Annotated in this window: 21 protein-coding genes; 10 read left to right on the top strand and 11 right to left on the bottom strand. The window is 34.6% G+C overall.

The genetic code is table 11. From position 1 onward, the window contains the following. The first annotated feature begins 256 nt into the window (after positions 1–256). Entirely contained in the window at positions 257–1,936 is a 1,680-nt protein-coding gene (locus LEP1GSC059_RS01165) for an LIC_10190 family membrane protein (RefSeq protein ID WP_020980083.1), read from the top strand. A gap of 948 nt (positions 1,937–2,884) precedes the next feature. On the opposite strand, the gene loa22 is transcribed toward LEP1GSC059_RS01165, so the two are convergent. Beyond that, on the bottom strand, positions 2,885–3,472 hold the full coding sequence (gene loa22, locus LEP1GSC059_RS01170; RefSeq protein WP_002179210.1) for an OmpA family outer membrane lipoprotein Loa22: 588 nt from the start codon (positions 3,470–3,472) through the stop codon (positions 2,885–2,887). A gap of 135 nt (positions 3,473–3,607) precedes the next feature. Here loa22 and LEP1GSC059_RS01175 point away from each other — a divergent pair, with 135 nt between their 5' ends. After that, positions 3,608–4,546 (top strand): RluA family pseudouridine synthase, encoded by a 939-nt coding sequence (locus tag LEP1GSC059_RS01175; protein ID WP_017215157.1) that lies wholly within the window; start codon positions 3,608–3,610, stop codon positions 4,544–4,546. Here the strand turns inward: LEP1GSC059_RS01175 and LEP1GSC059_RS01180 are convergent. From LEP1GSC059_RS01180 to LEP1GSC059_RS01195, 4 genes are all read right to left on the bottom strand, one after another. Further along, positions 4,515–5,357, bottom strand: a complete 843-nt coding sequence (locus LEP1GSC059_RS01180; protein ID WP_002179198.1) for a carbon-nitrogen family hydrolase — start codon at positions 5,355–5,357, stop codon at positions 4,515–4,517. The genes LEP1GSC059_RS01175 and LEP1GSC059_RS01180 overlap by 32 nt on opposite strands. A gap of 95 nt (positions 5,358–5,452) precedes the next feature. Next, on the bottom strand, positions 5,453–6,205 hold the full coding sequence (locus tag LEP1GSC059_RS01185; protein ID WP_020980070.1) for an SDR family oxidoreductase: 753 nt from the start codon (positions 6,203–6,205) through the stop codon (positions 5,453–5,455). Next, positions 6,202–7,239 carry an SPL family radical SAM protein gene (locus LEP1GSC059_RS01190; protein WP_017215159.1) on the bottom strand — a complete coding sequence of 346 codons (1,038 nt, stop codon included), beginning with the start codon at positions 7,237–7,239 and terminating at the stop codon, positions 6,202–6,204. The genes LEP1GSC059_RS01185 and LEP1GSC059_RS01190 overlap by 4 nt, the downstream gene beginning before the upstream one ends. Continuing rightward, complete coding sequence (locus LEP1GSC059_RS01195) at positions 7,211–8,086, bottom strand: 5'-methylthioadenosine/S-adenosylhomocysteine nucleosidase family protein (RefSeq protein ID WP_017215160.1); 876 nt, start codon at positions 8,084–8,086, stop codon at positions 7,211–7,213. Before LEP1GSC059_RS01195 ends, LEP1GSC059_RS01190 begins: the two co-directional genes overlap by 29 nt. 76 nt (positions 8,087–8,162) lie before the next feature. Here LEP1GSC059_RS01195 and LEP1GSC059_RS01200 point away from each other — a divergent pair, with 76 nt between their 5' ends. Both LEP1GSC059_RS01200 and LEP1GSC059_RS01205 read left to right on the top strand, forming a co-directional pair. Beyond that, positions 8,163–8,477 (top strand): YkvA family protein, encoded by a 315-nt coding sequence (locus tag LEP1GSC059_RS01200; protein WP_002147161.1) that lies wholly within the window; start codon positions 8,163–8,165, stop codon positions 8,475–8,477. Then, complete coding sequence (locus LEP1GSC059_RS01205) at positions 8,474–9,289, top strand: inositol monophosphatase family protein (RefSeq protein ID WP_004426735.1); 816 nt, start codon at positions 8,474–8,476, stop codon at positions 9,287–9,289. Before LEP1GSC059_RS01200 ends, LEP1GSC059_RS01205 begins: the two co-directional genes overlap by 4 nt. A 1,118-nt stretch (positions 9,290–10,407) precedes the next feature. Here LEP1GSC059_RS01205 and LEP1GSC059_RS01215 read toward each other — a convergent pair. The 4 genes from LEP1GSC059_RS01215 to LEP1GSC059_RS01230 are packed head-to-tail and all read right to left on the bottom strand — an operon-like array spanning position 10,408 to position 14,825. Beyond that, positions 10,408–11,736: a glycosyltransferase family 4 protein gene (locus tag LEP1GSC059_RS01215; RefSeq protein WP_020980119.1), complete on the bottom strand. Its 1,329-nt coding sequence runs from the start codon at positions 11,734–11,736 to the stop codon at positions 10,408–10,410. Beyond that, positions 11,720–12,769 (bottom strand): glycosyltransferase family 4 protein, encoded by a 1,050-nt coding sequence (locus LEP1GSC059_RS01220; protein ID WP_017215162.1) that lies wholly within the window; start codon positions 12,767–12,769, stop codon positions 11,720–11,722. The genes LEP1GSC059_RS01215 and LEP1GSC059_RS01220 overlap by 17 nt, the downstream gene beginning before the upstream one ends. Beyond that, a complete protein-coding gene (locus LEP1GSC059_RS01225) occupies positions 12,766–13,824 on the bottom strand; it encodes a glycosyltransferase family 4 protein (RefSeq protein ID WP_020980151.1) in 1,059 nt (352 codons plus the stop codon). The genes LEP1GSC059_RS01220 and LEP1GSC059_RS01225 overlap by 4 nt, the downstream gene beginning before the upstream one ends. Then, positions 13,821–14,825, bottom strand: a complete 1,005-nt coding sequence (locus LEP1GSC059_RS01230; protein ID WP_020980081.1) for an LIC_10202 family protein — start codon at positions 14,823–14,825, stop codon at positions 13,821–13,823. The genes LEP1GSC059_RS01225 and LEP1GSC059_RS01230 overlap by 4 nt, the downstream gene beginning before the upstream one ends. An 85-nt stretch (positions 14,826–14,910) precedes the next feature. Here LEP1GSC059_RS01230 and LEP1GSC059_RS01235 point away from each other — a divergent pair, with 85 nt between their 5' ends. Beyond that, entirely contained in the window at positions 14,911–15,870 is a 960-nt protein-coding gene (locus LEP1GSC059_RS01235; RefSeq protein ID WP_017215166.1) for a GDP-mannose 4,6-dehydratase, read from the top strand. Between the two features lie 828 nt (positions 15,871–16,698). Here the strand turns inward: LEP1GSC059_RS01235 and cyoE are convergent. Together cyoE and LEP1GSC059_RS01245 are read right to left on the bottom strand one after the other, a co-directional pair. Continuing rightward, a complete protein-coding gene (gene cyoE, locus LEP1GSC059_RS01240; RefSeq protein WP_002179202.1) occupies positions 16,699–17,568 on the bottom strand; it encodes a heme o synthase in 870 nt (289 codons plus the stop codon). Positions 17,569–17,583: 15 nt separating this feature from the next. Next, entirely contained in the window at positions 17,584–18,531 is a 948-nt protein-coding gene (locus LEP1GSC059_RS01245; RefSeq protein WP_017215167.1) for a COX15/CtaA family protein, read from the bottom strand. A gap of 239 nt (positions 18,532–18,770) precedes the next feature. Between LEP1GSC059_RS01245 and LEP1GSC059_RS23520 the strand changes: the two genes are divergently transcribed. The 5 genes from LEP1GSC059_RS23520 to LEP1GSC059_RS01270 are packed head-to-tail and all read left to right on the top strand — an operon-like array spanning position 18,771 to position 23,045. Next, on the top strand, positions 18,771–18,923 hold the full coding sequence (locus tag LEP1GSC059_RS23520) for a hypothetical protein (RefSeq protein ID WP_001978622.1): 153 nt from the start codon (positions 18,771–18,773) through the stop codon (positions 18,921–18,923). 25 nt (positions 18,924–18,948) lie between these two features. After that, positions 18,949–19,788, top strand: a complete 840-nt coding sequence (locus LEP1GSC059_RS01255; protein WP_017215169.1) for an SCO family protein — start codon at positions 18,949–18,951, stop codon at positions 19,786–19,788. Positions 19,789–19,798: 10 nt separating this feature from the next. Then, positions 19,799–20,800, top strand: a complete 1,002-nt coding sequence (coxB, locus tag LEP1GSC059_RS01260) for a cytochrome c oxidase subunit II (protein ID WP_004419877.1) — start codon at positions 19,799–19,801, stop codon at positions 20,798–20,800. A gap of 9 nt (positions 20,801–20,809) precedes the next feature. Continuing rightward, complete coding sequence (gene ctaD, locus LEP1GSC059_RS01265; RefSeq protein ID WP_002179352.1) at positions 20,810–22,414, top strand: cytochrome c oxidase subunit I; 1,605 nt, start codon at positions 20,810–20,812, stop codon at positions 22,412–22,414. Continuing rightward, positions 22,401–23,045 (top strand): cytochrome c oxidase subunit 3 family protein, encoded by a 645-nt coding sequence (locus tag LEP1GSC059_RS01270; protein WP_017215170.1) that lies wholly within the window; start codon positions 22,401–22,403, stop codon positions 23,043–23,045. Before ctaD ends, LEP1GSC059_RS01270 begins: the two co-directional genes overlap by 14 nt. The last annotated feature ends 775 nt before the right edge of the window (positions 23,046–23,820 follow it).

Consider the following 23,820-nt stretch of genomic DNA (forward strand, 5'->3'; position numbering starts at 1 on the left):
TAAATTTGTTTCAAAACTTAGAATATGGATCTCTTTTAAAAAAGACAGCTATAGGTTAAATGGAATTTTTTGAGAACTTCTAGATTTTTGCAAAGTTGCCCGTTAATTTTTGGTTTTATTTTAGTACGTCTGAGTAGTAAAAACCAAATTCTGAGAAAAAACTTCAAATTATTGAAGAAATCAAATCCAAACCAGTAAAAGCGTGTTGAATTTGGTTGCGAATCTTATTATCTAAAAAAAAATCAAAAGATATTCTATGCTTGCCATTTTTATTTCCAGTATTTTGTCTTTGTACATTTTTATTTCTTTTGGAATTGTATCTGAAAAAATTTTAAAAGTGAAATTTCAATTTACGGACAAAGTTTTGGTAGGTCTATCCGTAACAAATACGTTAGTATCATTCGTATCTTTATTTTTGCCAATAACCATATCGATATTATTTATTTTTTTATTATTTTGTTCAGTATTTTTGTACTTTGAAAAAGAAAATCTAAAATTGTTAACGTTTGGTTTGGTTCATAAAAGCATCGTCTTAATTATAACGTTTCCGTTTTTATTATCGGCGTTGATTTTTTCTTTAAACCCTCCGTTTGCTTACGATTCAGGACTTTATCATATTCAATCTATCAAATGGATTCAAGAATATTCTGTAGTCCCCGGTCTGGCCAATTTACACGGCAGATTTGGTTTTAACCCGAATATATTTACGATTTTTGCACTTACCTCTTTAAAAGAGATTTTTGAACAGGAAATATTTTCGGTTAATTTTGTAATTTATTCTACATTAGTTATACATTATATAAATAGAATATATAAAATTTTAAAACAAGAAGGATTGACTAATTTTTTCTTATTAAATTCGATCGTATTATTTTTAATTTTAGAACAATTTATGAGTTTATCATCTCCTACTCCGGATCTTATTTCTATTGTATTTCCGTTGTATATCCTGACAAACTTGCCAAAAAATGAAAGTGTTGTCCATTCGGAGCTAAGCTTAGAAAATTACTTTTCTTCTATTATTTTATCAGTATATACAATAACCGTTAAGCTGGCGACCGTTCCGCTTTGTATATTGATTTTACTTTTGATGATTCGATATAAGTTTGAAATAAAAAAGTTATCGATTGTAATTTTGGTTATGTTTTTGATTCTTTTACCCTGGCTGATACGAAATGTTATTTTATCCGGTTATTTAATTTATCCTTTTCCAACTATTGATTTTTTTAATTTTGATTGGAAAGCTCCTTTGGGAAACGTCATTTCCGAAAAATTATCAATTACAGGATGGGCAAGAAACCCGGGAGAGGGATATAAGGAAGCGGCTCAGATGAAATTTTGGGAGTGGTTTCCGATTTGGTGGAACGGAATCTCAAGATTGAATCGACTTTTTATTTTTATATCTTTTTTATCTCCAATTTCTATTTTTATATGCGGTTTATTTAAAAAAGTAAAATTAGATTTTCAAACTTCTGTAATACTTTTCACCTCTTGGATCGGAGCAATTTTTTGGATTTTACTCGCTCCTGATATAAGATTTGGTAAAGCGTTTTTAGGTATTTCTGCAATTTCACCTCTCTTTTATTGCAATTTTAAGATTAATTTTTTTCCGATTAAAATATCGAAAACTTCAAAACAAATAATTCTTGTTTTCATTTTTATTGTAATATCTAGTTTTTTAATAAACCGTAAAACTTATGATATGTGCAAAAGTTTTATTCGAGAAAACTCAGCACTTTTTGTTCGTCCTAAAAAAATAGAAATTCCGCAAAATCTAGAATTTAAAAAGATTCAAATGAATCATTTAGAAATTTTTATTCCTGTCGAAGGGGATCGATGTTACGACTATAAAATACCTTGTATGCCTTATAGAAATCATACTCTGATTTTGAGAGGTAACACTTTACAATCTGGGTTTAAATATATTCAAAATTAATAATGTATTTAAGTAGAAGAATATGATAAAACTTCTATAAAATAAATTTTTTATTAAATGACGATCGCAATACAGCAATTTTATGAAGAAAATTGATATTGAGAACACTATTTTCGAATTTATAGAAACTCCAAATAGAACTTCTATAAAATTTAAATTTCAGTGTAAAACTACTACTGCAAATATTATTAGAATCTATCTCAAAAATACTTTATCTTTGCTTGAAATATAAATTCCGATTAATTTAAGATATTTTTGAAGATGGCTTTTAATAAGAAATATATAATAGAAAATTACATATCTTTATTCGAGTTGTTGAAAAATTTCATAGTAGTGATTCACAAAATTGCTTTGTTCGACTGTTTCCATAAAAGAGAAAACTGATGGAGAATTAATGTTTCAACAACTCTATTTATAAAAGTCAGTTTGAGTGCGTTATACAATTCTCAACAAAAAAATGTAGTAGTGTTCTACAAATTATGCCGCATTGAATGACTTACGTCTTTTTAGCATTTTTTAGTTATTATAGTTTCTGCATGAGTTTCCACATTTGTATGAAACTAAAGCGTTTTTACTTCTATTAACTTTCGGTGGATTTTTGATTGGGTAGGGTTCTGAATTAAAAATTCGTTTTTAGAGTTTCCTAAATAACGTGAATTCTGTGTAAGAAAATGGTTATCCAAAAACGTAAATTTCTACAATTTTAGAATTTGTTCGTAAAATCGCGATTTGCAGTAGTTCTCACAAGTTAGTTCACATTACAAATTTTAAAAAATTTATTTTTGTATGAGTTTACAACATAGTAACAATGATTTACAAAGTTCAGATTTCAACTTTTTAAAAAATGAATCATGCTATTCTTTCCGTCGAACTCACGTTAAATAAAAAGGCCGATGATTTTTCATCGGCCTTTTTGATAAGATCGAATTGTACTTTCGATTGATAATTTTATTGTTGTGGCGCAGAAGTCGCAAAACGAAAAGTAACTCTTCTATTTTTAGAGTCTTTCGCATCAAGACCGGAAACTGGCTCGGAAGAACCGGCGCCTTTGGTAACGATACGATTTGCTGGAATCCCTTGTTTGATCAAAGCTTGTTTGACTGCGTTTGCACGAAGTTCGGAGTAAAAAATATTTCCTTTTTTAGCACCTTCCGCTTGTTCGGGACCAATCGCATCGGTGTGTCCTGTAATTTCAAGAGCGTAACTATCTGGAAGTTTTCCAAGACCTTCTTTGATTACAGGAGCGTTTGTTTTAGACCACTCGCTGAAATCACCAGCGGTAACGTCCGCTTTTTTGTAGCTGAATCCGGGACGAGTTAATCCGTCTGGATACCGGAAGTCTTTTAGTTTTTCGTTTAAAGAATCTGCGATCGCTTCCGGAGAATTGACGTCAACGTTTCTATTTGCAGCTGCGGATTGCTCTTGTGCTGAAGGCTCAGGAGCTGCTGATTCCTCTTTTTTTTCGGCAGAGGAGCAAAGAGTGAATGAAAATGCAATTGCACCGAGCAGAATCAGATTCAAAATCTTTTTGACCATGTTTCTTTCCTTCCTTAGATATAAGGGGTTTGGTATCAGAGTGTCATAATAAGGTTAAGGAAGGAAAATGAAAACTGTTTTTTTAGAGTGCTAAAAACAAGCTAAGTAAAAATCTGGAATCCTTTTTCATCTTCAATGAACTTAGAGCTCAAAGCAGACGTATCAGAAGAACTTTCCGGAAATCGATTGGATCGATTTTTAAAATATTCTTTAGGGGATGAAATATCCAGAGCAACGATTCAGAAATGGATCGAGTCAGGGTATGTTCGAGGCCAAGACGGAAAAATTTTAGATAAAAGTTCTTGGAAGGTAAAAACAGGAGAGCAATATTTACTTACGATTCCGCCAAAACCTCCTCTCAATTTAGAACCGATTCCGATGGAGTTGCCGGTTATTTTAGAAAGAGAGAATTTTCTAATCATTCATAAACCATCTGGGATTGCAAGTCATAGCGGACCGGGAGATCGATCTCCTAGTTTGGTAAACGGATTACTCTATCATTTTAAAGAATTGTCAAAGATAGGAGGAGAAGCAAGACCTGGAATTGTACATCGATTGGATAAACCAACCGAAGGATTGATTTTGATCGCCAAAAATGATCGGGCCCATGGAAAACTTTCCGAATTATTTAGAAAAAGAGAAATTGAAAAAAAATATTACGCCTGGGTACAAGGACATCCTCCGGAAGAATCGGGGACCATTGATTTACCGATTGCAAGACATCCTGTTGAAAGATTAAAGATGACCGTTTCTCCAAAAGGAAGAAGGTCTATAACTCATTATAAAGTACTAAAATACATCAATTCTAGATCCGGAAGAAAGTTCAGTTTTGTAGAAGTGGGTTTGGAAACGGGAAGAACTCATCAAATTCGAGTTCATTTTCAAAATCAGAGATGTCCAGTTGTAGGGGATTTATTGTATTCAAGAGCCGGTTCTCAATTTGAATCTTATGGGTTACAGCTTTTATCTTATTTTCTTAAATTTAAGGACCCGTTTACGAACGAGAAGATAGAAGCGGTTTTACCTTTAAGCGAAAGATTTCTTAGATTTGAAAAGAATGCTCCGTTACTCTGACCCCAATTAGGTTCGGATCTTTACGATCTAAAAGTACTGGAAAATTTTTTCTATAATCCAAAATAGAATTTTTATGGGCTTTGTAAAATAGAATCGTTTCATTTCCTTCTCCTACATCCACAAAATCTCCGTTAGGTGCTACTGCGAGAGAATGGCCGTTATGAGGAACACTTTGATTGTAGCCAGCTATACCAATTCGGTTTACTCCTAAAACATAAGCTTGATTTTCGATCGCTCTTGTTTTTAGAATTAACTCCCAATGATGAACTCTGGGAAGCGGCCAGTTGGCGTGAACTGTAAAAATATCTGTTTCTCCGGCGACTTTTCTGAAAATTTCCGGAAAACGAATATCATAACAAATAAAGGGAGTAATTCTAAAACCGTTCAGGTCGTAGCTGAGAATTTCTGAACCGGCGCTGTAATGACGGTCTTCTCCCCCAAATGTAAACGGATAAATTTTAGAATATCTTAATATAATAATTCCCTTAGGGTTTACTACGCTTACCGTGTTGAAAGGTTTTCCATTTGGGTTTTTTCGAATCCAACCGGCGCATATCGTGGCTTGTGTAAATTTTGCGATTTCTTGTAGAAAGGTTTCCGTGGGACCTTCGTCTGGTTCGGCGATTCTTTCCGATCTCATCGTAAATCCGGTGGCAAAGGTTTCCGGGAGTAAAATCAAATCTGGTTTTTCGTTTGGATTTTTTTCCAAAGTAGAATGGATCAAATTTCGAACGTGTTCATAGTTCGCTTTTTGATTTTCCCAAGAAAGGTCGCATTGTATAAGAGCGACGTTCAATTCATTTGGATTCAATTTGATTCTCCTTGAATGACTTTAGAATTTTATTTTTAAAACCTGTCTCAAAACTAATTATATATAATTTAAATGATTTTTTAGATAATTTATAATCAATCTTTTGAATTGTTTTCATTTTTTCGAACAAAAGGTTTTTTAGAAATTCGATGAAGTTTCGGACGAATTGTAATTTCAGTAAAACCTACATTCTCTGGATTGGAAAGAGAGAATTGAAACGCGTTTAAAATTTCGGAAACGTTCAGATAAGAAGCCGGATCGGAGTTCATTTCAAAATCTAATCCGTCATAAAATTCAGTGTCGGTGATGTCTGGATTGATGTTTACTAATTTGACTTCGGATTTTCTAATTTCTTCAAATAAATTTAAACCGAAATGCCTAAGACCAGCTTTAGACCCAGCGTATGCGGCACCCCGGACAGATTCTTTTAAAGCAGCGATCGAATGGATTTGAAAGATCCATCCTTTATTTTTTTTTAAATCTCTTAGAAATAATTTAGTGATTAGAATTGGAGATACAAAATTTACAAGAAGCATTTTTTCTAATGTGTCAAATGAAATCTCTTCGTGAGGTGAAAAATTACCCAGTCCCGCGTTGTTCACCAATATTTTGAGAGTAGGTTCTTCTTTAAGAATATTAGATAATTTGAATTCTATTTCTTTTGTGTTTGAAAGATCCAGGTAAATATGCCGATATAAAGAAGAATCTTTTAAAAAAGACGAATTCGGTTCCGTTCTGGAAATTCCGATCACTTTATAACCTTCAGAAACCAAAAATTCTGAAATAGCCTTTCCAATTCCTTTAGAAGAACCGGTTACGATCGCCAAATTTCCGTTAGGTGCTTTCATTTGGATTCTGTTTTGCTCGAGGAGAGTCTGTGGATTTTTTCTTTCGAAACAAAAAATTGTAATTCTTTTTCAACGACTGCAAACATTTCTTTTTCCAACTCCTCCGGATAAGATTTCATTCCGGAATCTGTATTCATCGAAAGATAAAACAAATAAGAATCTGGTCTTCTTTTTTTGGAATTTTTAAAATAATCTATATTCATTCTAAAAACTCCTAAACTGATTTCTCTTAGTTTTTCTCCTGGAATTTCTTCAAAAATTTTACGAATGAACTCTGGATAAACCGATTTCCAATTCGGAACGTTTAGAATCGGATCGATACAAAGGCGAACCTGCCAACCAGAGTTCAACGCTTCTTTAATATTTTTTAATCTAGATGAAAGCCTGGGAGTTAAAGGTTCGTGTTCTTTTATTACTGAATCCGGAGAAAGCGTCCAAGCTAAAATAACATTTGGAACTGGTTTCAAATCTGCAATAGACTTAAAATTTGCACTTTTTGTTCTAATTTCGATTATCAAGTCAGGATAGGAGCTTGCAAATAAAATCCATTCTTTACAATATCCTAATGTGTTTTCTATAGCTAAAAGGTCGGTATCATAAGAGATACAAAGATACAACGGTTTTGAAAATGTAAGTTGTTCTTTAGTTTGTAAAATAAAATCTTCGTTATTTACAAAAACGACTATATTTGCGGAAGGATACATTCCTTGAAGATAACAATAGGAACAATTGTAAAGACAGTTTAATACAAGCGCGTTGTAATAAAAAAAATGATAACCGAAATCTGGAGCCACACCCGAACCGGAATATAAAAATTGTTCTTTACGTTTTGCTAATATAAGTTTGGGACTTTTTTTTTGAGCCTGGAAATTTTGGGCCGAAGGGTTGAATACTTCTTTGTAAGAATCGATAGAAATTGTATAAGACTTTGGAAATTTAGAAAGAATTTCCAAAGTTTTTGGATGATCTTTGGCGGATTCCTCCACATAAATATGGGAAAATCTTTTAGGACTGATAAAATTGCCTGAGTGCATATAGTCCTTTTTTACCTAATTCTCTAGTTTCTACTTTAGTTAGGTCTGGTTTTAAAAGTCCATTCGAATTTTTTAAAATATTAAGTCCTAACTCGGGGGAATTTCCGGTCCTAATTTTGTAACCGATCATCCAGTCTTTGAGTTGAATCCTTTCCGTTTCGGATAGACGTAAGATCTCGCAGATTTGTAAAAGTGTGGAAGTTTCTTCGGTTAAAAGTTGTATGTCGTTTCCTTGAAAAACTGGAATAGACAAAATTGAAAAAATATCAGGAAGAGAGTTTTGTATTCTAAATGAGATCACATTCGAAAAATCTTCATTTTTAGAATATTCTATTTTTTTAAAATGATCCGAAACAATTTTTACAACACGGATTTTGTCCGAAGAGAAGAACTTTTTTGAAGCCGTAAAAAAACCAAAAGCTTCCATGTCGACTAATGTGTTCGGTAGTTTAGAAATTTCGTTCTCGAAAACCGGTTTATCAAAAGTACATAGAGTCGATTCTAAGATCGGAGATTGGAAAAGAATATCAGGATAAACATTTTTAGACGAACCTTGATCTGTAATTTTATGAATCAAAAAAGATTTTCCAATTTCGGAAAACTCTTTTGGAGCGCCGCAGATACCGAAGTTCAAAATCCACGAAGAGTCTGAGAGCTGATTTTTAAATTCGTTTAATAAAAAAACGACTGACATCGCGGAATAAATTTTTCCAATTCCGGAAATAACTAAAGTATGGTTTTCATTTTGATATACCGGAAAAACGGTTTTATCCCGTAGAATATTTAAACCTAAGTTTTCGATCAAAGGTTTTGCTTCGGCAAAAAGTGCGACGGAAATAAAAATCATCTTTCTTTCTTGATACTCTAACGTCCAATTGAGGACAAGAGAGAAATCATAGATTGAAAAAGAAAAGGAGCCTTTTATGAATCTAATTGAAAAGGTAAAAGAGGAATTTTGGCCTAAATTGAAATCTGTAGCATCTAAGATACCATTCATAGAAGATCTAATTGCACTTTATTATTCTATGATGGATCCTGAAACTCCGTTTAGAACCAAACTCATCATTGCAGGAGCGCTTGCTTATTTTATTTCTCCGTTGGACGCTATTCCGGATTTTATACCTGGAGCGGGATTTCTAGATGACGCCGGAGTGATCGCTGCCGTACTGGCAAGTGTTCAATCCGCAATCCGTGAAGAACATAGAAAAAAAGCTAAAGAATTTTTGGAGAAAAAATGAGTTTAGATAACGAAATCAAAATAAGATATGAGCACTTTTTGAACTTTGTTCCAAAGGTGATGGAATTTTTAGAGACTACTCAGGAAGAAAATGATCTGGGAGTTGAATATAAAGGAGAGATCGATCTAGTAACCAAAGCGGATAAAGGTTCTGAGGAAAGAATTATCAATGAGATCGAAAGGACGTTTCCTTCAGATAGTATATTAGGAGAAGAAGGAACCAATAAAAAAGGAAGTTCCGTATTTAAATGGATTATAGATCCGCTTGATGGAACAATCAATTATTCACATAGACTTCCATTGTATTGCACATGTATCGGTTTAGAGAATCAAGAGAATCAGGAAGTTGTAATGGGAATTGTACCACTTCCAGCGATGAAAGAAATCTATCACGCTCGAAAAGGACAAGGAGCGTTTAAAAATCAAAAACGAATTTCGGTTTCAAAAACGAAAGAATTAAAACAATCCTTACTTTGCACCGGCTTTCCATACGATCGAGAAAAAAGGATCGATCGACTTATGTTCTATTATAGAAATTTTTTGTTAAAAGCGAGAGGAGTTCGAAGAACCGGAGCTGCGGGACTGGATCTATGTTGGGTAGCAGAAGGACGTTTCGATGCGTTTTGGGAAGAGGATCTAAAACCTTGGGACATGGCTGCAGCGTCTATCATCCTTGCCGAAGCGGGTGGAGAAATGTCGACTTACGACGGAAATACGTTTACTCCTTATATACCAAACGTGATCGCAAGTAACAAACTACTTCATCAAAAAATGATAGAAAGAATGGGAGATTATCTGCACGACGTGACTTAGGCCAATGTTTGGCGGCTTTCGGATAAATAGATTTTTATATTTCATATTTTTATTATATTCTGAAAATTTGTTTTGTATTTGTTTCTCCTAAATCGGGTTTGCGGCTGAAGTCAATAAATTGAAATAAAAGCGTTTTATAAAAAACTTTTTTGGGCCAATTTATTATAGAACGCAATCTGTCGAGCGACCTAAAACGCGATCCGTAGAGAGCTATAACCTTACTCACAAGTTGAATAGGATTTTAGAATCAAAATTGAACTCAGCAAAACGCTTTCCTGAACTCAGCGTCTCGCTCCCCATGGGTCGTTCGACAGGTCGCGTTAACTCAGCAAAACGCTTTTTACGAAAGCGTTTTAGGCTCAAAAACACACATTTTTCAAGTGTTCCGACAAGAATGAATCTTTTTACTTGCAAAAAGTATGTTTTTCTGATAGAGAAAAGTCTTCCGAACTTCTCCACCTGAATTGCGACCCATGGGAAGCAATTCATTGAGTTACCCCCACCCAAAACGTAGGAAAACTAAAGCAGAACGCTCTCGACGGATCGCGTTGGAAACTCAACACAACGCTCTCTATGAATCGCGTTGTGGGGTGGGAACTCAGTTCTACAGAAGATTTGTCGTAATTCTCACAGATTTAATATTGAGATCCAAATACTTGTGGGTAAGGTTATGGTAGAGAGCGTTCTGTTGAGTTCTTTCACCTTCACGCGAATTGTAAAATGGATATTAGTTGGTTGATTTTAGAAAAGTAGAGTTATTGAAAAATTGATTCTCCATCTGTTTTTGTTTCATAAAAATGGTCGATTAAAACTGTTTTGTTAAACTGCACTGTGGAATTTTTCTACAACTATAGTATATAAATCTTCATACACAAGTAAGTCTAAGCTGGAATTGTTTTCCTTTTTAAAAAAGACTTCACATTCTAACTTTTGAAGCGAGCAGTAAATAATAACTCTAAAACGGCGATTATATGTAGAAAATTGATTGGAGAATTATTTGTAATGAATTTTATATATGAGTTTTTAAATTTTAATTATTTAGAATATTATAAAATATTCAGCAATACTTTCATTTCCAAAAAGGACAATTTAGCAAGAGCTTTAAAGTTATAAGTGTATTATGAGCTAGAATACTTTTTCTGAACCGTTTTTTCGATTAATCGAATCAATTTTTCTTTTACGATCTTTGGATTAAAATTTTGTTCTACGTACTTTTTACCGTTTTTACCCATTTCGATCGATTCGAGAGGATGATCCAAAATAAAGTTTAAGGTAGCAAAAAAACTTTTACGGTCAGAATAAAAAAGACCTCCGTTGCTTCTGATACAATGACCTTTGAGAACGTCTGATCTTGAGTTGACAAGAACGGGTTTTTCTTTTAACCAAGCTTCCATTAGAACAATAGAAAAACTTTCCAAAGGAGAAGAATTGATCAAACAGGAACAATTATCTATAAGATTCAGTTTGGTATTCTCTTCTACAAATCCTAAAAACTCTACATTTTGATTTTCTAATATTTTTTTAGGAATTTTAGAAACGATTTTTCCGGCGATTTTGAGAGTGTGTGGAAAATACGACTTTTTTTTCCATTCTAAGAACCATTCCACCATTTCTAAGAAACCTTTTCCTTGATCCACACGACCTACATAGAGTAAAAAAGGAATGTTATTATTCGAAGACTTTGTTTGATTTGAAAGATTGAGAGTTTCTGAAACATTAAAATTTACGTTGGAATTAGAATCTTTTTTAAAACCGGACCATTGATCAAAATTCAGATTCATTCCAGTAATTGAATATATATTCGGTTTAAATCCTAAAATATTTTGAAAAACCTTTAATTCTTCCGGAGTATTGAAAGAATAGGAACTACGGTCCGTTAGGACTTTCTTATATATTGGAAGATAAGCCGGAGCTTCGTCGTGGAACGTAGGAATAACGATTGATTTCTCTTCTACCAAAGGTAATCCGAAAACCAAAGGATAATAAAGATAACTTACAAAGAAAAAAATATCATATTCACTTTTTTTAAATTCGATAAATTGAATTAATTCTGGAACGTAAGGGCCTTGTTCCAAAAGCCAATAGTTTACGTTTTCTTTATTTTGTAGGGAAGGTTTTTCTAAAATTTTTTTCGAAAGGCGATTGAATCGATCTATATTTCTTTGTTTTTCGACAGTAAACTGAAGAATTTTATAATTTCCACCTAAAGATGAAGATCTTTCTTCAAAGCGGATCTGTTTGGAGCCGTTTTGGAATAGATCCTTTGATTGAATTGGAATTGAGTTTTTCCAAGAGATATAATCCAGACTTCGAGTGGTTAAAACGGTAATTTCAAAATCGGATGCTAATAATTCTACAAATTGAAAGATAAGTTTTTCTGAACCTCCAGAAACTTTGTCCGAAAAAATCGGAGAAACTACCGCAATCTTTTTAAGAGATGATTTCAAGCGCCTTCCTAAGAACAGATTTATAATCCGTTTTTTTAAATTCGTTCAGACGTAGATCTTGGCCCGTCAAAATTTTATTTTGAAAAGAAACATCAGTCAAAATTTTATTGAGTAAAATGACCAAGTTCGGAAAGTTTTTTTTCTTAAAAAGAATTCCAGCGCCGTTTAAAGTTTCGGAAACTGCACCGCCTGAAAAAGCGAGGATCGGAATTCTATAAATCATAGCTTCGATCAAAGGAACACAGAAACCTTCGTGTTCGCTCATGGAAACAAAAGCGTCCGCTTCTTGGTAAAGAGTATTTAATTCTAAGTCTGAAAGAAAACCTGTGATCAAAACGTTTTTTCTGAGATCATAAAAGTCTAACATCCTTTCTAATTCTTCTCGATAAAGATATAATTCTTTGGAATTAAAACCTGCGAGATAAAACTGGAACTGATCAGAAATCATAGACTTATACGTAAATGCGAGACGGATCAAATCGTCCTGTTTTTTATTGGGAGTGATTCTACCTACAAAGATAATTTTTTTAATTTTAGATTTCGACTTTTCGATTTTAGGAAAACGTTCGGACAATTGATAAGTGATCGGTAGAATTTCTACATTTTGAAATCCTAATTCTTCTAATTCTTTTTGGTTAAATTTAGAAACCGCAAAGACAAGATCAAATTTCTCATTCATTTTGTTTAATTCTTCTCTTCCTTTTTTGAGAAGATAACTCATTTTTAAATCGTAGGATTCGAAAAAATGATGAGGAGTTACATTATGATAAATTAAAACTCTGGGAGATCGAAAGGATCTTAAAAAATCGAACACGTTAGAATGAATTGAATGATGATAAAATAAAATATCTTTTGAAGATTTGTTATAGGTTTTATATTTTTTTACAAAAGTAAGTTTAGAAGCTCCAATGTTTTCTGAAAATATATCTCCTTTATATTCAAAATCTTTTAAGTGGTTACGAATTTCCAGCATTTGATTGCTGATTGCATCGCCCGGATTAAAACCTGCAGAAAATTGATGAATCTGTTTCATGTCAAAATTTTCTCTCTGAAAAAACTTTCGAACGGAAAAGAATTGTATTCGTAAGCGATTTCTTGTTCCTTTTTAGAAATTTGTTCTCGTAACGATTTTTTTTCCAAAAGGCTATCGATCAGATATGCGAGTAGATTTATAGAAGAAGGCGATTTATCTTTGAAAATAATTCCTCCGGTTTTCATCGTTTCGGGAGTTGCTCCTCCGTAATAGGAAATTACCGGAATTCCGGCTCCGAATGCGTCCAAAACCGGAATGTTAAATCCTTCGTGTTCGCTCATACAGACGTATAAATCCATGGAGTTTAAAAAGGAATTTATTTCTGTGTCACTTGCGCTTAAACGGATTTGAACGTTTTCTATTAGCTGCTTGAGTAAAATATTCTTTTTAAGAAAATTATAATATTCTTTAAAAACTGGGGAAACGTTTCCACAAATCAAGAGCTGGACATTTTGTCTAAGTTTTAAAATTAATTCCAAAAGCGTCAAAAGATCTTCCATTTTTTTGTTTGGAGAAATTCTTCCGATAAAACCGATCGTAAATTGCTTTTTATCTTCTACTACAGTTTCTCGGATCGGATATTTTTTGACAATTGGAAGGACGAAAGCGTTTGTGATTTGCAGAGACCGTAAGAAATTTACGTTAAATTCGGAAGAAGGCAGAAATAGATTCGTTTCGTTTTTGAGGGAATAGAGCTCTAACAAAGAACGTTTTTCTTCAAGTTGAATTGTGTTGTAAATTTCAGGACTTAAGAAATTCTTAAAATAGATTGCCGGAGTAAAACTCTGATAACGAACTATTTTTTTTCCGGGTAAATTTCGGAACCAATTTAGTGGATAACCACAACCCCCGTAGTTTAATATATGAATATCGTTCGAAGAAAAACGTAATGTAGTAGGGTGAACTTCGATAGGGAATAATTCTTTAGAAAAATTTTTTAGACATACGATTGAGTTAGGAACGCCTATTTTTTCGAGAACGTTTCGAATTCCTTTAATATCGTTTCCTATTCCATCTCCGTCTTTAAACTCGGTGACGTGTTGATAGACTTTCATTTTCGAAATGAAAGAACGGTAAAACCGTCTTCCGATTTTTTTTCTATGATGTTTCTAAAACCGAGTTGTTTGAGATAATCTCGGATCAAAGGTTCTTGGACTTTTGTAAGTCTTAAAGGTAAAAAAGGAGAAGGATAGTTGGAATTTTCATTAGAAAACCGAAAACGGATTTCGGTTCCAGGTAAAACTTTTAAACTTAAATTTTTGAGTGCTTTTTCAATCAGCCAATGCGGATGAATCGATAAATTTTCTGATATTATAATTTTAGAATATTCTAAACAACTTTTTGGAACTTCGCCAGGTTCTTCAAGTTGTATGCTCGTTGTAATTGAATTTTTTATAAACTCAGCACAGGATTTGTTCCAACTGATTGAATCAAATTTAGCGCCTAACTTCAAAAGTTGTTTGAGTATTTTTCCCCAACCGGGAGATAAAACTAAAACTTTTTCGGAAGGGTTAACGGATTCTAATAGAAAGTTTTCGCTTTCTTGTATGGAATCTTCCGAATAAATATTTTCGTTAGCCCAAAGAAATTCTGGTCGTACTTCTTTGCCGATTGCCTGATTCCATTCTAAAAATTCAGAATAAAAGGATTCCATTTTTCTTTTTAGGTTTTGATTTTCGGAACGTATCAAAATCAATTCGTGTAACACACTGTAGAATGCGCGGGTTCTATTTTCGGAAAGTTTTTTATCTAAAAAAGAATAGAATTCTGCAAATCGAATCAAAAGCCATTTAAGAGGTCCTTTGACAAATCTAAGTTTAGGATTGGTAAACTTGGGAGGAGAAATTCCTTTTTCGAAAAGATGGGCGATTTCTGAAGGATCAAAATCTCTATAACCTTCTGGACTGGGAGGAGAGAACTTCCAATGAGTGAGTTTTTCTATATCTTCTTTTGTGGAAGGATTTTTTTTGAGTTTGGATTCTATTTCTTCCATGATTTCTCGAACGTTGATCCGAGAATCTCTGATTTCAAATAGTTCTTGAAATTTATCTTCCATACTCAAAAGGGGGAAATAATTTTATTCGATTGTTTTTTATTCATTTTCTAAAACAACAGTATTTTTACGGAAAATCAAGAATTCTATGAAATGCCTAATAACGGGAGCGGGAGGTTTTGTTGGTGGTTATCTACTAAAAGAATTAAAACAATTTTATACCGATTTTTTAGGGATAGGCATTCAATCCGGTCCTAGCATAACAGAAGATTTTGAACTTCCGAAATCATACCAATCTGTTGTTTGTGATATACGAAATTTAAATCAGGTTCGTTCTATCATTCATGAATTTTTGCCGGACACTGTATTTCATCTTGCGGCACAACCTTTTGTTCCAAAAGCAGTAGAAGATCCAGGGGAAACTTTGGAAATTAACGTACATGGAACTTTGAATCTATTAGAATCTTTACGTTCTTTAAAAAAGAAAGTTCGTTTCGTTTATATTTCTTCTTCCGATGTTTATGGAAACGTTCCGGAATCTTATCTTCCAGTTACAGAGTCAATAGTTCCCGCTCCTCTCAATCCGTATTCTTCTTCTAAATACTGCGCTGAAATTTATTGTCTACAGTATCATCGGTGGATTCAAGATCTTGAAATTGTAATTGCAAGGCCTTTCAATCATACTGGTCCAAAGCAAGGTTTGAATTTTGTAATTCCTAATTTTTGTTCTCAAGTCTTAGAAGCGCTTAAAAGACCCGAATCGGAAAGAAAAATTTTAGTAGGAGACCTTTCGTCTTCGAGAGATTTTTTAGATGTAAGAGACGTCGTAAGTGCGTACCGAATTCTTGCAGAAAAAGGAAAGTCAGGCGAAATTTATAATATTTGTTCCGGAAAGGAAGTGATCATCAGAGACGTGTTAGGTGGAATCATTTTTGCTTCGGGTCAGAAAATTCCGGTAGAAATAGATTCTGCTCGCTTTCGTCCTGCAGAAATGAAACGTCTTTTTGGAGATAGTCGAAAACTGAAACAACTGGGATGGGAACCTCGTTTTGAATTATCAGATACAATTCAAGACGTTTATGATTGGCATCGAAATACAGCCGAATGAATTTGTTAAGATGCTATTTAAACAGTGTATTACTTTTATGGTCGCTATTCAGAGAATCGTTGCCTGAGTTTTTTTATTCGCCAAAACTTTTTTAAGCTGAATTCAGGTTAACTAATGTAAGGAATTCATTTTTCTGAAAAAGTTGGGATCTAAACTTTATGGATGAATTCTTAAAATGTGGAACTCATACAAAAAGTAAATAGAATTGTTGAAAAATTAATTCTCCATTTGTTTCTGTTTTATGGAAATGGTCAATTGAAACTGTTTTGTTAAACTGTACTATGGAATTTTTCAATAACTCTAATGTTTAAAAATTTGCAATGTGGCTTAATTTGCAGGAACTACCACAAATCGCGATTTTACGAACTAATTCTAAAATTGTAGAAATTTACATTTTTGGAAAGACTTTTCTAATTTTCTTACGCTGAATTCACGTTAGTTGATGTAAGTTTGAGTAAGAAAATCAGGCGGATTCGGCTTGCTACAGACAGAAGAATCAGGTTCTCAGGTCAATAAAGTATATACAAGAAACATTATATTACCAATCGTCATTAGTTTCACTTTAGAACTTGTCCCAAAATCTAAAAGAATTTTATGCGGTCATTTTTTAAAAATTTTCAATAAAATGCAGTCGTTCCTATAAATTAGGTCGCGTGGCAATTTGCAAACTTTCGAACTTGTTAAATTTTGCAGTAGTTCCCACATTTTGAGGTTTTGGTACAAATTCTTATTATAGAACGCGATTTGTCGAGCACCTAGAAACTAAATTCTAAGTTTGAAAGAGATTTTGTCTGCTGAGTATCTCTTTCGCGTTATACCGAATTTACATTAAATAAGGTGATCGATTACGATTGTAATGTTGATTATAAAAAGGTGAAAGATAGAAAAGAAGAAAAATTTCCTAGCGGATTGAGGTTCCGGACTTTGAATCAATTGATAAGAAAGAATTCCCATCCAAATACAAACAACTAAGGCAGTAATGAGATATAAAAATCCCATGGAAGATTCTAAAAAATAAAAACTCACGCAGGCAATAGAATAAAAAATTGTGTAAAAGAATATAGACTTTGTAGTCTGATGGATCCCTTTGACAACTGGCAACATAGGAAAATCCGCGTCAGAATATTCTTCTTTTAGAAAGATGGCTAAGGCCCAAAAATGTGCCGGAGTCCATAAGAAAATCATCATAAACAAAACCCATGCTTGTACTGGTAGAGAGTTTCCAATAGCGGCATAACCGATTAAAGGTCCTACACATCCAGCCACTCCACCAATTACTATGTTTTGAGTCGTTCTGGGTTTTAAAAAAATCGTATATAGAAAAACGTAAGAGATTAAGGCTGCAAATGCACACAAGGCGGTCAAAAGATTTACATAGACTGCCAGAACATAAAAAGAGGACCCCATCATGGCTATACCAACTAACGTTGCCTGTATGACGCTAATTCTTCCCGAAGGAATCGGACGGTTCAAAGTACGTTTCATTTTCGCGTCTCGATCCTTTTCGATTACCTGATTGAATATAAATGAAGCGGAAGACATTAAAAATGTTCCAAACAAAGTAACTATGATCAAAAATCCAGAAGGGGATTGTTCGCTTGCGAGATATAACCCTGGAATAATTGTTGCTAAAACTAGAGAAGTAACTCTGGGTTTAAGCATTTGATTCCAGTCTGAAAAGAAAGTGGAACTAGCCATTATAACTTACCGAAATTATTTTTCGGTCCTCCGTTCGTTAGTTAACACAACGACCCTATAAATTAGAGACAAATAAGTAGAGGTAAGTAAAAGAACAGCAAAACCTGTGTGAAGTGCGGTTATAAGTTTTGGTAGGCCGAAAAAAATATTCAAAATTCCTAAAATAATTTGAGCTACTACAAGATACATTGAAATTTGAAGTAATCTTTTCGAGGTCGTTGGAAAATTTTTCCAAATCGCAAAACCGAGAGCGATTACAAGCAATAAAACAACCATATAAGCGCCAAATCTATGGAATACCTGAATTTTAACGATTTCTAATGGATTGTCTGGAATCCACTGGCCCCAACAAGTTGGAAAATCGGGACAAGCAAGTCCTGCGTAATGGGAACTAACACGGCCGCCTAAAATAATTTGAATTACGATTCCGATCAAAAGAACAAAATAAAGAATATTATCTTTTCTGAATAAATGAATTACATTGATAAAGTATTCGCTTTGATACAAAGCCTTTTCTCTTGAGTCGATAGAAACGGTAAGTATAACTAAAAAGAAAACAATTGCATTCAATAAGTGAAGATTTACAGAAGTAGGATCGAGTTTTAAAGTGACGGTAAGCCTTCCTAAATTGATTTGAGAGATCAGTAGAGAAATCGCAATCCCTAAATAGATGCCGAATTCTTTTCTAAGAATTTTATCTGTAAATGTCCAGATTGTAAGACCCAATAGAATCAGGCCTAAAAAAGCGGAATAATAACGGTGAGAAACTTCCATAAAAATCTGAAAATCAAAGGTCGGAAAAATTTTTCCAAAACAAAACGGCCAATCAGGGCAAGCAAGACCTGAACCAGTTGCTCTCACCAAAGGACCGTAGAGTAAATTCAAAAAGATGAGTACGCTCAAAAATAAAGAGACTTTATAAAACAAACGAAATTTTGAGGAAATATCTGAGTTAGAGTTCATTCTTTTTTGAAATCCTCAAAAGAGGTTCTGAAATACCATACTCGAAAATCGATTTTTAAGAGCAATGAAAGTGTGTGCAAATGTATACCCGAAATCTCTAAAATTGTAGTTTTTATTAGAGCTACTGAAAGTATTAAAATATTACTTTCAAAAAAATAGATTCGTCTAATTTTGTCCTTGAATCTTTTGATTTTATTCTTTAAGAGAATGGAAATCAATTACAGAGAGGAGTCTCTTCCATGACACAACAAAGTGGATATAATCGACCTGGGTTTTGGACTTTTATTATTGTTTTATTAGGGAACTTAGCATTCTTCGCTTATCTTTCTTTTTTACATCCGGGAGTTAAAGAACATTCTCTTAATCTTCCTGCAAATATTCAGGCAAAATAATCTGGGAAATTCCCGGAGTTTAAATTTGGCTTTTAAAAAATCCCTGGTTTTAGGGATTACCTTTTGTTTATTTACTGCTTCTATTTATTCATACGATCCCTCGGCCCGGTTTGATAAAAATGAAAAACCGAAAGAATTGGAAGGAGTAGGAGTTCAAGAGAAGTTAGGTAATCAACTTGATCTTTCCCTTTCTTTTCGAGACGAAACCGGAAAATCAATTCTCTTAAGCTCTTTTTTTAAAAGAGATAAACCGGTACTTTTATCTCTTGTTTATTATAAATGTCCTACGTTGTGCAATTTTCACCTTAACGGTGTTACAGATGTACTCAAAAAATTAAGTTGGGAAGTAGGAAACGAATTTGAATACGTTGCAATATCTTTTGATCCCAAAGAAACTTTTGATCTTGCACATGCAAAAAAGAATGCTTATCTAAAAGAATACGCTCGAGGTGACGGACAAGGTTGGCATTTCTTAACAGGAGATCAAAAAGAGATCACAGCACTTGCTGAATCAGTTGGTTTTTCCTATAAATGGAATTCTGAAAATGAACAATGGATCCATTCTTCCGTTGCGTATATCATCACACCTTCGGGAAAAATTTCCCGTTATCTTCATGGGATTACTTTTGATGAAAGGACTTTGAAACTTTCTTTATTAGAAGCTTCCGATGGTAAAATAGGGGATTTCACAGATCAATTTGCCCTTTTTTGCTTTCAATTTGACCCGGGCAAAAATACATATACTTTGTACGCTTATAATATTATGAAATTGGGTGGGTTCTTCACTCTTCTCATTATGGCGGCGTTCTTGATCCCATTCTGGATCAGGCATAACAGAAATTCCGAACTCATTAGGAAGGAGTAACTTCAATAAAATGACCTGGTTGAACCTCATTACGGCAACGAGTTTTATGCCGGTTCAGGCTTCCGAAGTAGCAAAGAATGTAGATCATCTCTATCTCTTTCTGCTCGTATCCAGTCTGATCTCTTTTGTCATTCTCATTGGGGGAATGACTTGGTTTATTTTTAAATACCGGAGAAAAACGGACTCGGATAAAACTGCTTATATCACACACAATACATTAGCAGAATTTCTTTGGTCCTTTATCCCCCTGGTGATTATGATCGTGATTTTTTGGTGGGGTTGGAGAATTTTCGCTGATCTTAGAAGCGTTCACGAAAAAGGCGATATTGAAATTCACGTTACCGCAAGGCAGTGGCAATGGACATTCAAATATCCGAATGGTGTGACTGTTGTTTCGCCTAACGCGACCGAAAAGTTGGACACTCTCTTTCAACCCAATGGAATTTATGTTCCCGTTGGAAAAACGATTCGTTTGGTAATGACCTCTCAGGATGTTCTGCATTCCTTTTATGTTCCCGCCTTCCGGAACAAGATGGATGCGATCCCGGGACGTTATACCACTTTGACGTTCACTCCGACCGAAAAGGGCGACTTTGTGGTTTATTGTACTGAATTCTGCGGAACTTCTCACTCGAACATGCTTTCCGCGATTCGTGTAGTGGATTCCGAAACTTATGATAAATGGTATGCTGCCGCTGGAAATGTGGATCTTTCTAAAGTTCCTCCTGCGGAACTCGGTAAAAAACTCTACGCTGAAAAAGCTTGTGCGGGTTGTCACTCGATCGACGGTTCTCGTTTGGTTGGTCCTTCTTACAAAGGTCTTTTCGGAAGCGCGAGAGAATTCGAGTCCGGACCCGGTGTAACCGCGGATGAAAATTATATTCGCAAATCAATCTTACAACCAACGGCTCAGGTTGTAAAAGGTTATCCGCCTGCTATGCCTTCTTATCAGGGACAGCTTTCCGACGATGAAATCAACGCTCTGATCGAATATATTAAAACCCTTAAATAGGAGAGGAATATGTCTACAGCAACTGCAAGTCATACTGACAACTACCTCAACCACGAAAAGGGAATCTGGTCCTGGCTCACTACGATCGATCATAAACGGATCGGGATCATGTATTTCTTTGCGATTATGTCATTCTTTCTTCTGGGTGGAATTTTCGCTCTTCTGGTTCGTATCGAACTTTTTACTCCGGGACAAACTCTCGGTTTCGTAACTCCGGACATTTACAATCGAATGATGACTTATCACGGAGCCATCATGGTATTTATGGTAATCGTTCCGGGAATTCCTGCGATTTTTGGAAACTTCATTCTTCCCATCCAATTGGGAGCGAAAGACGTCGCATTTCCAAGATTAAACTTAGCGAGCTGGTATATTTTTATGACCGGTGCGGCGATTGCGGCGTTTTCTCTTTTTACACAGAAAGTAGATACAGGTTGGACGTTCTACACTCCTTATTCCATCTCAAACTCCGTTTCTAACGGGGTGATTATGCTGGTAATGGGTGCGTTCGTGATGGGATTTTCTTCCATTCTTACCGGACTCAACTTTATCGTAACCACTCATAAACTGAGAGCGCCTGGAATGACTATGAATCGAATTCCTCTGATGGTTTGGGCATTATATGCAACTTCTATCATACAGGTTTTGGCAACTCCGGTTCTTGCTATCACCTTGCTTTTGTTAGTTGCAGAAAGGACTCTCGGAGTTGGAATTTTTGATCCGACATTAGGAGGAGATCCGGTTTTGTTTCAGCATTTCTTTTGGTTTTATTCTCATCCTGCTGTTTACATTATGATTCTTCCGGCGATGGGTGTAATTTCAGAACTTGTCTCAACTTTTTCAAGAAAGGTAATTTTTGGTTATACTGCGATCGCATATTCTTCCCTTGCAATTGCAGCGGTTTCCTTTTTGGTTTGGGGACATCATATGTTTGTTTCGGGCCAGTCCGAGTTTGCTGGGGTTTTATTCTCCTTTATCACAATGCTTGTGGGAGTTCCCACAGCCATCAAATTATTCAACTGGATTTCTACTATGTATAAGGGTTCGGTTCGTTTAGATGCGCCGATGCTTTTCGCGATTGGATTTATGTTTTTATTTACGATTGGTGGATTGACTGGTGTGTTTCTTGCTTCTACGGGAATGGACGTTCACTTTCATGATACATACTTCGTTGTGGCTCACTTCCATTATGTAATGGTAGGGGGAACTTTGATGGCAGTGATGGGAGCTTTGATTTATTGGTTTCCAAAAGTAACCGGAAAGATGACTTCCGACTTATTAGGAAGAATTTCCTGGGTATTTATCTTTACCGGATTTAACGTAACTTTCTTTCCTCAATTTATTTTAGGATCAATGGGAATGCCTAGAAGATATTATGATTATCTTCCCGAATTTACTGGTTTAAACCAAATTTCTACAATAGGATCTTGGTTGATTGGAACCGGATTTTTGGTCGGTTTAATTGCAGTGATTCATGGCCTAATTGCAGGAAAGACGGCAGGGGATAATCCCTGGGGAGGAAAAACTCTCGAGTGGACGATTCCTTCTCCACCTACACACGAAAATTTTGAAAAAACTCCAGTAATTACAGGGGGACCTTATGAGTACCGCTAAGCACTTTCATCATGCTCATCACTTTGAGAGTGCAGAGCATCAGTACGATGCTTCTAAACAAGGAATTTGGTTGTTCCTTGTTACAGAAATTTTAATGTTCGGCGCCCTATTTGTGGGTTATACAATTTATCATTCTTTGTATCCGGAGATTTTTCATGCGGGAAGTCATCACTTGTCCGTTCCTATGGGATCTTTCAATACCGTCGTACTTTTATTTAGTTCGTTTACGATGGCTTTGGGGATTCATTACGTTCAAGTAGACAAGAAAAAAGAAGCAATCATTGCACTGGCTGTAACTGTACTTTGTGCGCTTACTTTTATGGTTGTAAAGTATTTTGAATATACTTCAAAAATACACCATGGACTTCTACCTGGAAAGTTTTTTACAAATACGGAAATGGCTGACATTAAAAATGCGGCTATGTTTTTCGGTTTTTACTTTGTTATGACCGGGATTCACGGAACTCACGTTTTAATTGGAGCAGGATTGATCATTTGGGTGATGATCAAAGTGATTAAAGGAGAAGTGAATTCTTCTTATTATACTCCGGTAGAAGGTGTGGGTCTTTTCTGGCACGTAGTCGACTTGATTTGGATTTATCTTTTTCCACTTCTTTATTTAGTGGGTTAAAGTTTTTACATTTCATATTTTTCGAAAAAAGATTTTTTAAATAAAAACCCCCGGTGTTAAAGTTAATGCAGGGGTTTTTTTATTGTATCGGGTAGTTTTTTCAAAATGAAGAAACACATTTATTCGTTATCAAATTTTTATTGGTAAGTTGATTTCTAAACTATAGTTATAGAACTTCTCCTACTGCTCAGAAGTTATAGGGTTTGTCAACCAGACGGAGTTTGACGTAAGAAAATTTGGGCGAATTCGGTTGCAGGCGCCCCGGGACACGGGCTCTTAGCTTTGGTCAATAAATTGTATGAAAGAAACGGTATATAATAAAATTTTCTTTAGTTTCAATAGAACCGCAATTTGTCGAGTGCTCATAGAAAGCCGCTGAGTTTGAAAGAATGTTCTACTGAGTTCCTTGCATCGATTCCTTTCGCGTTATCGAATTCACGTTTGTTTAAAATTTAGAACTTTCCGCAAAAAACTAACAAATTCTGGGCCGACTTGATTTTTGAGAACTTCTGCCATTTTAGTAAAATTGCTTATTCATTTTGGATACTATTTTTATACGCTCGAGTAGAGTATGCTATTGAATGAGACAAAATTTGTAGGAACTCTCACAAATCTATATTTTACGGTAAAATTCTGAAACGTGGAGACTATTGCAAAACACGATTTTTACGAACAAATTTTAAAATTGTTTTAGAAAATTTTTTCTCATTTTCTTGTGCCGGACTCATGCTAAAATTTACGGACCTTTATGTAAAAATAAATTTGAGTATAAAGA

It is taken from the genome of Leptospira noguchii serovar Panama str. CZ214, assembly GCF_000306255.2.
In the GTDB taxonomy this organism is placed as follows: Bacteria; Spirochaetota; Leptospiria; order Leptospirales; family Leptospiraceae; genus Leptospira; species Leptospira noguchii.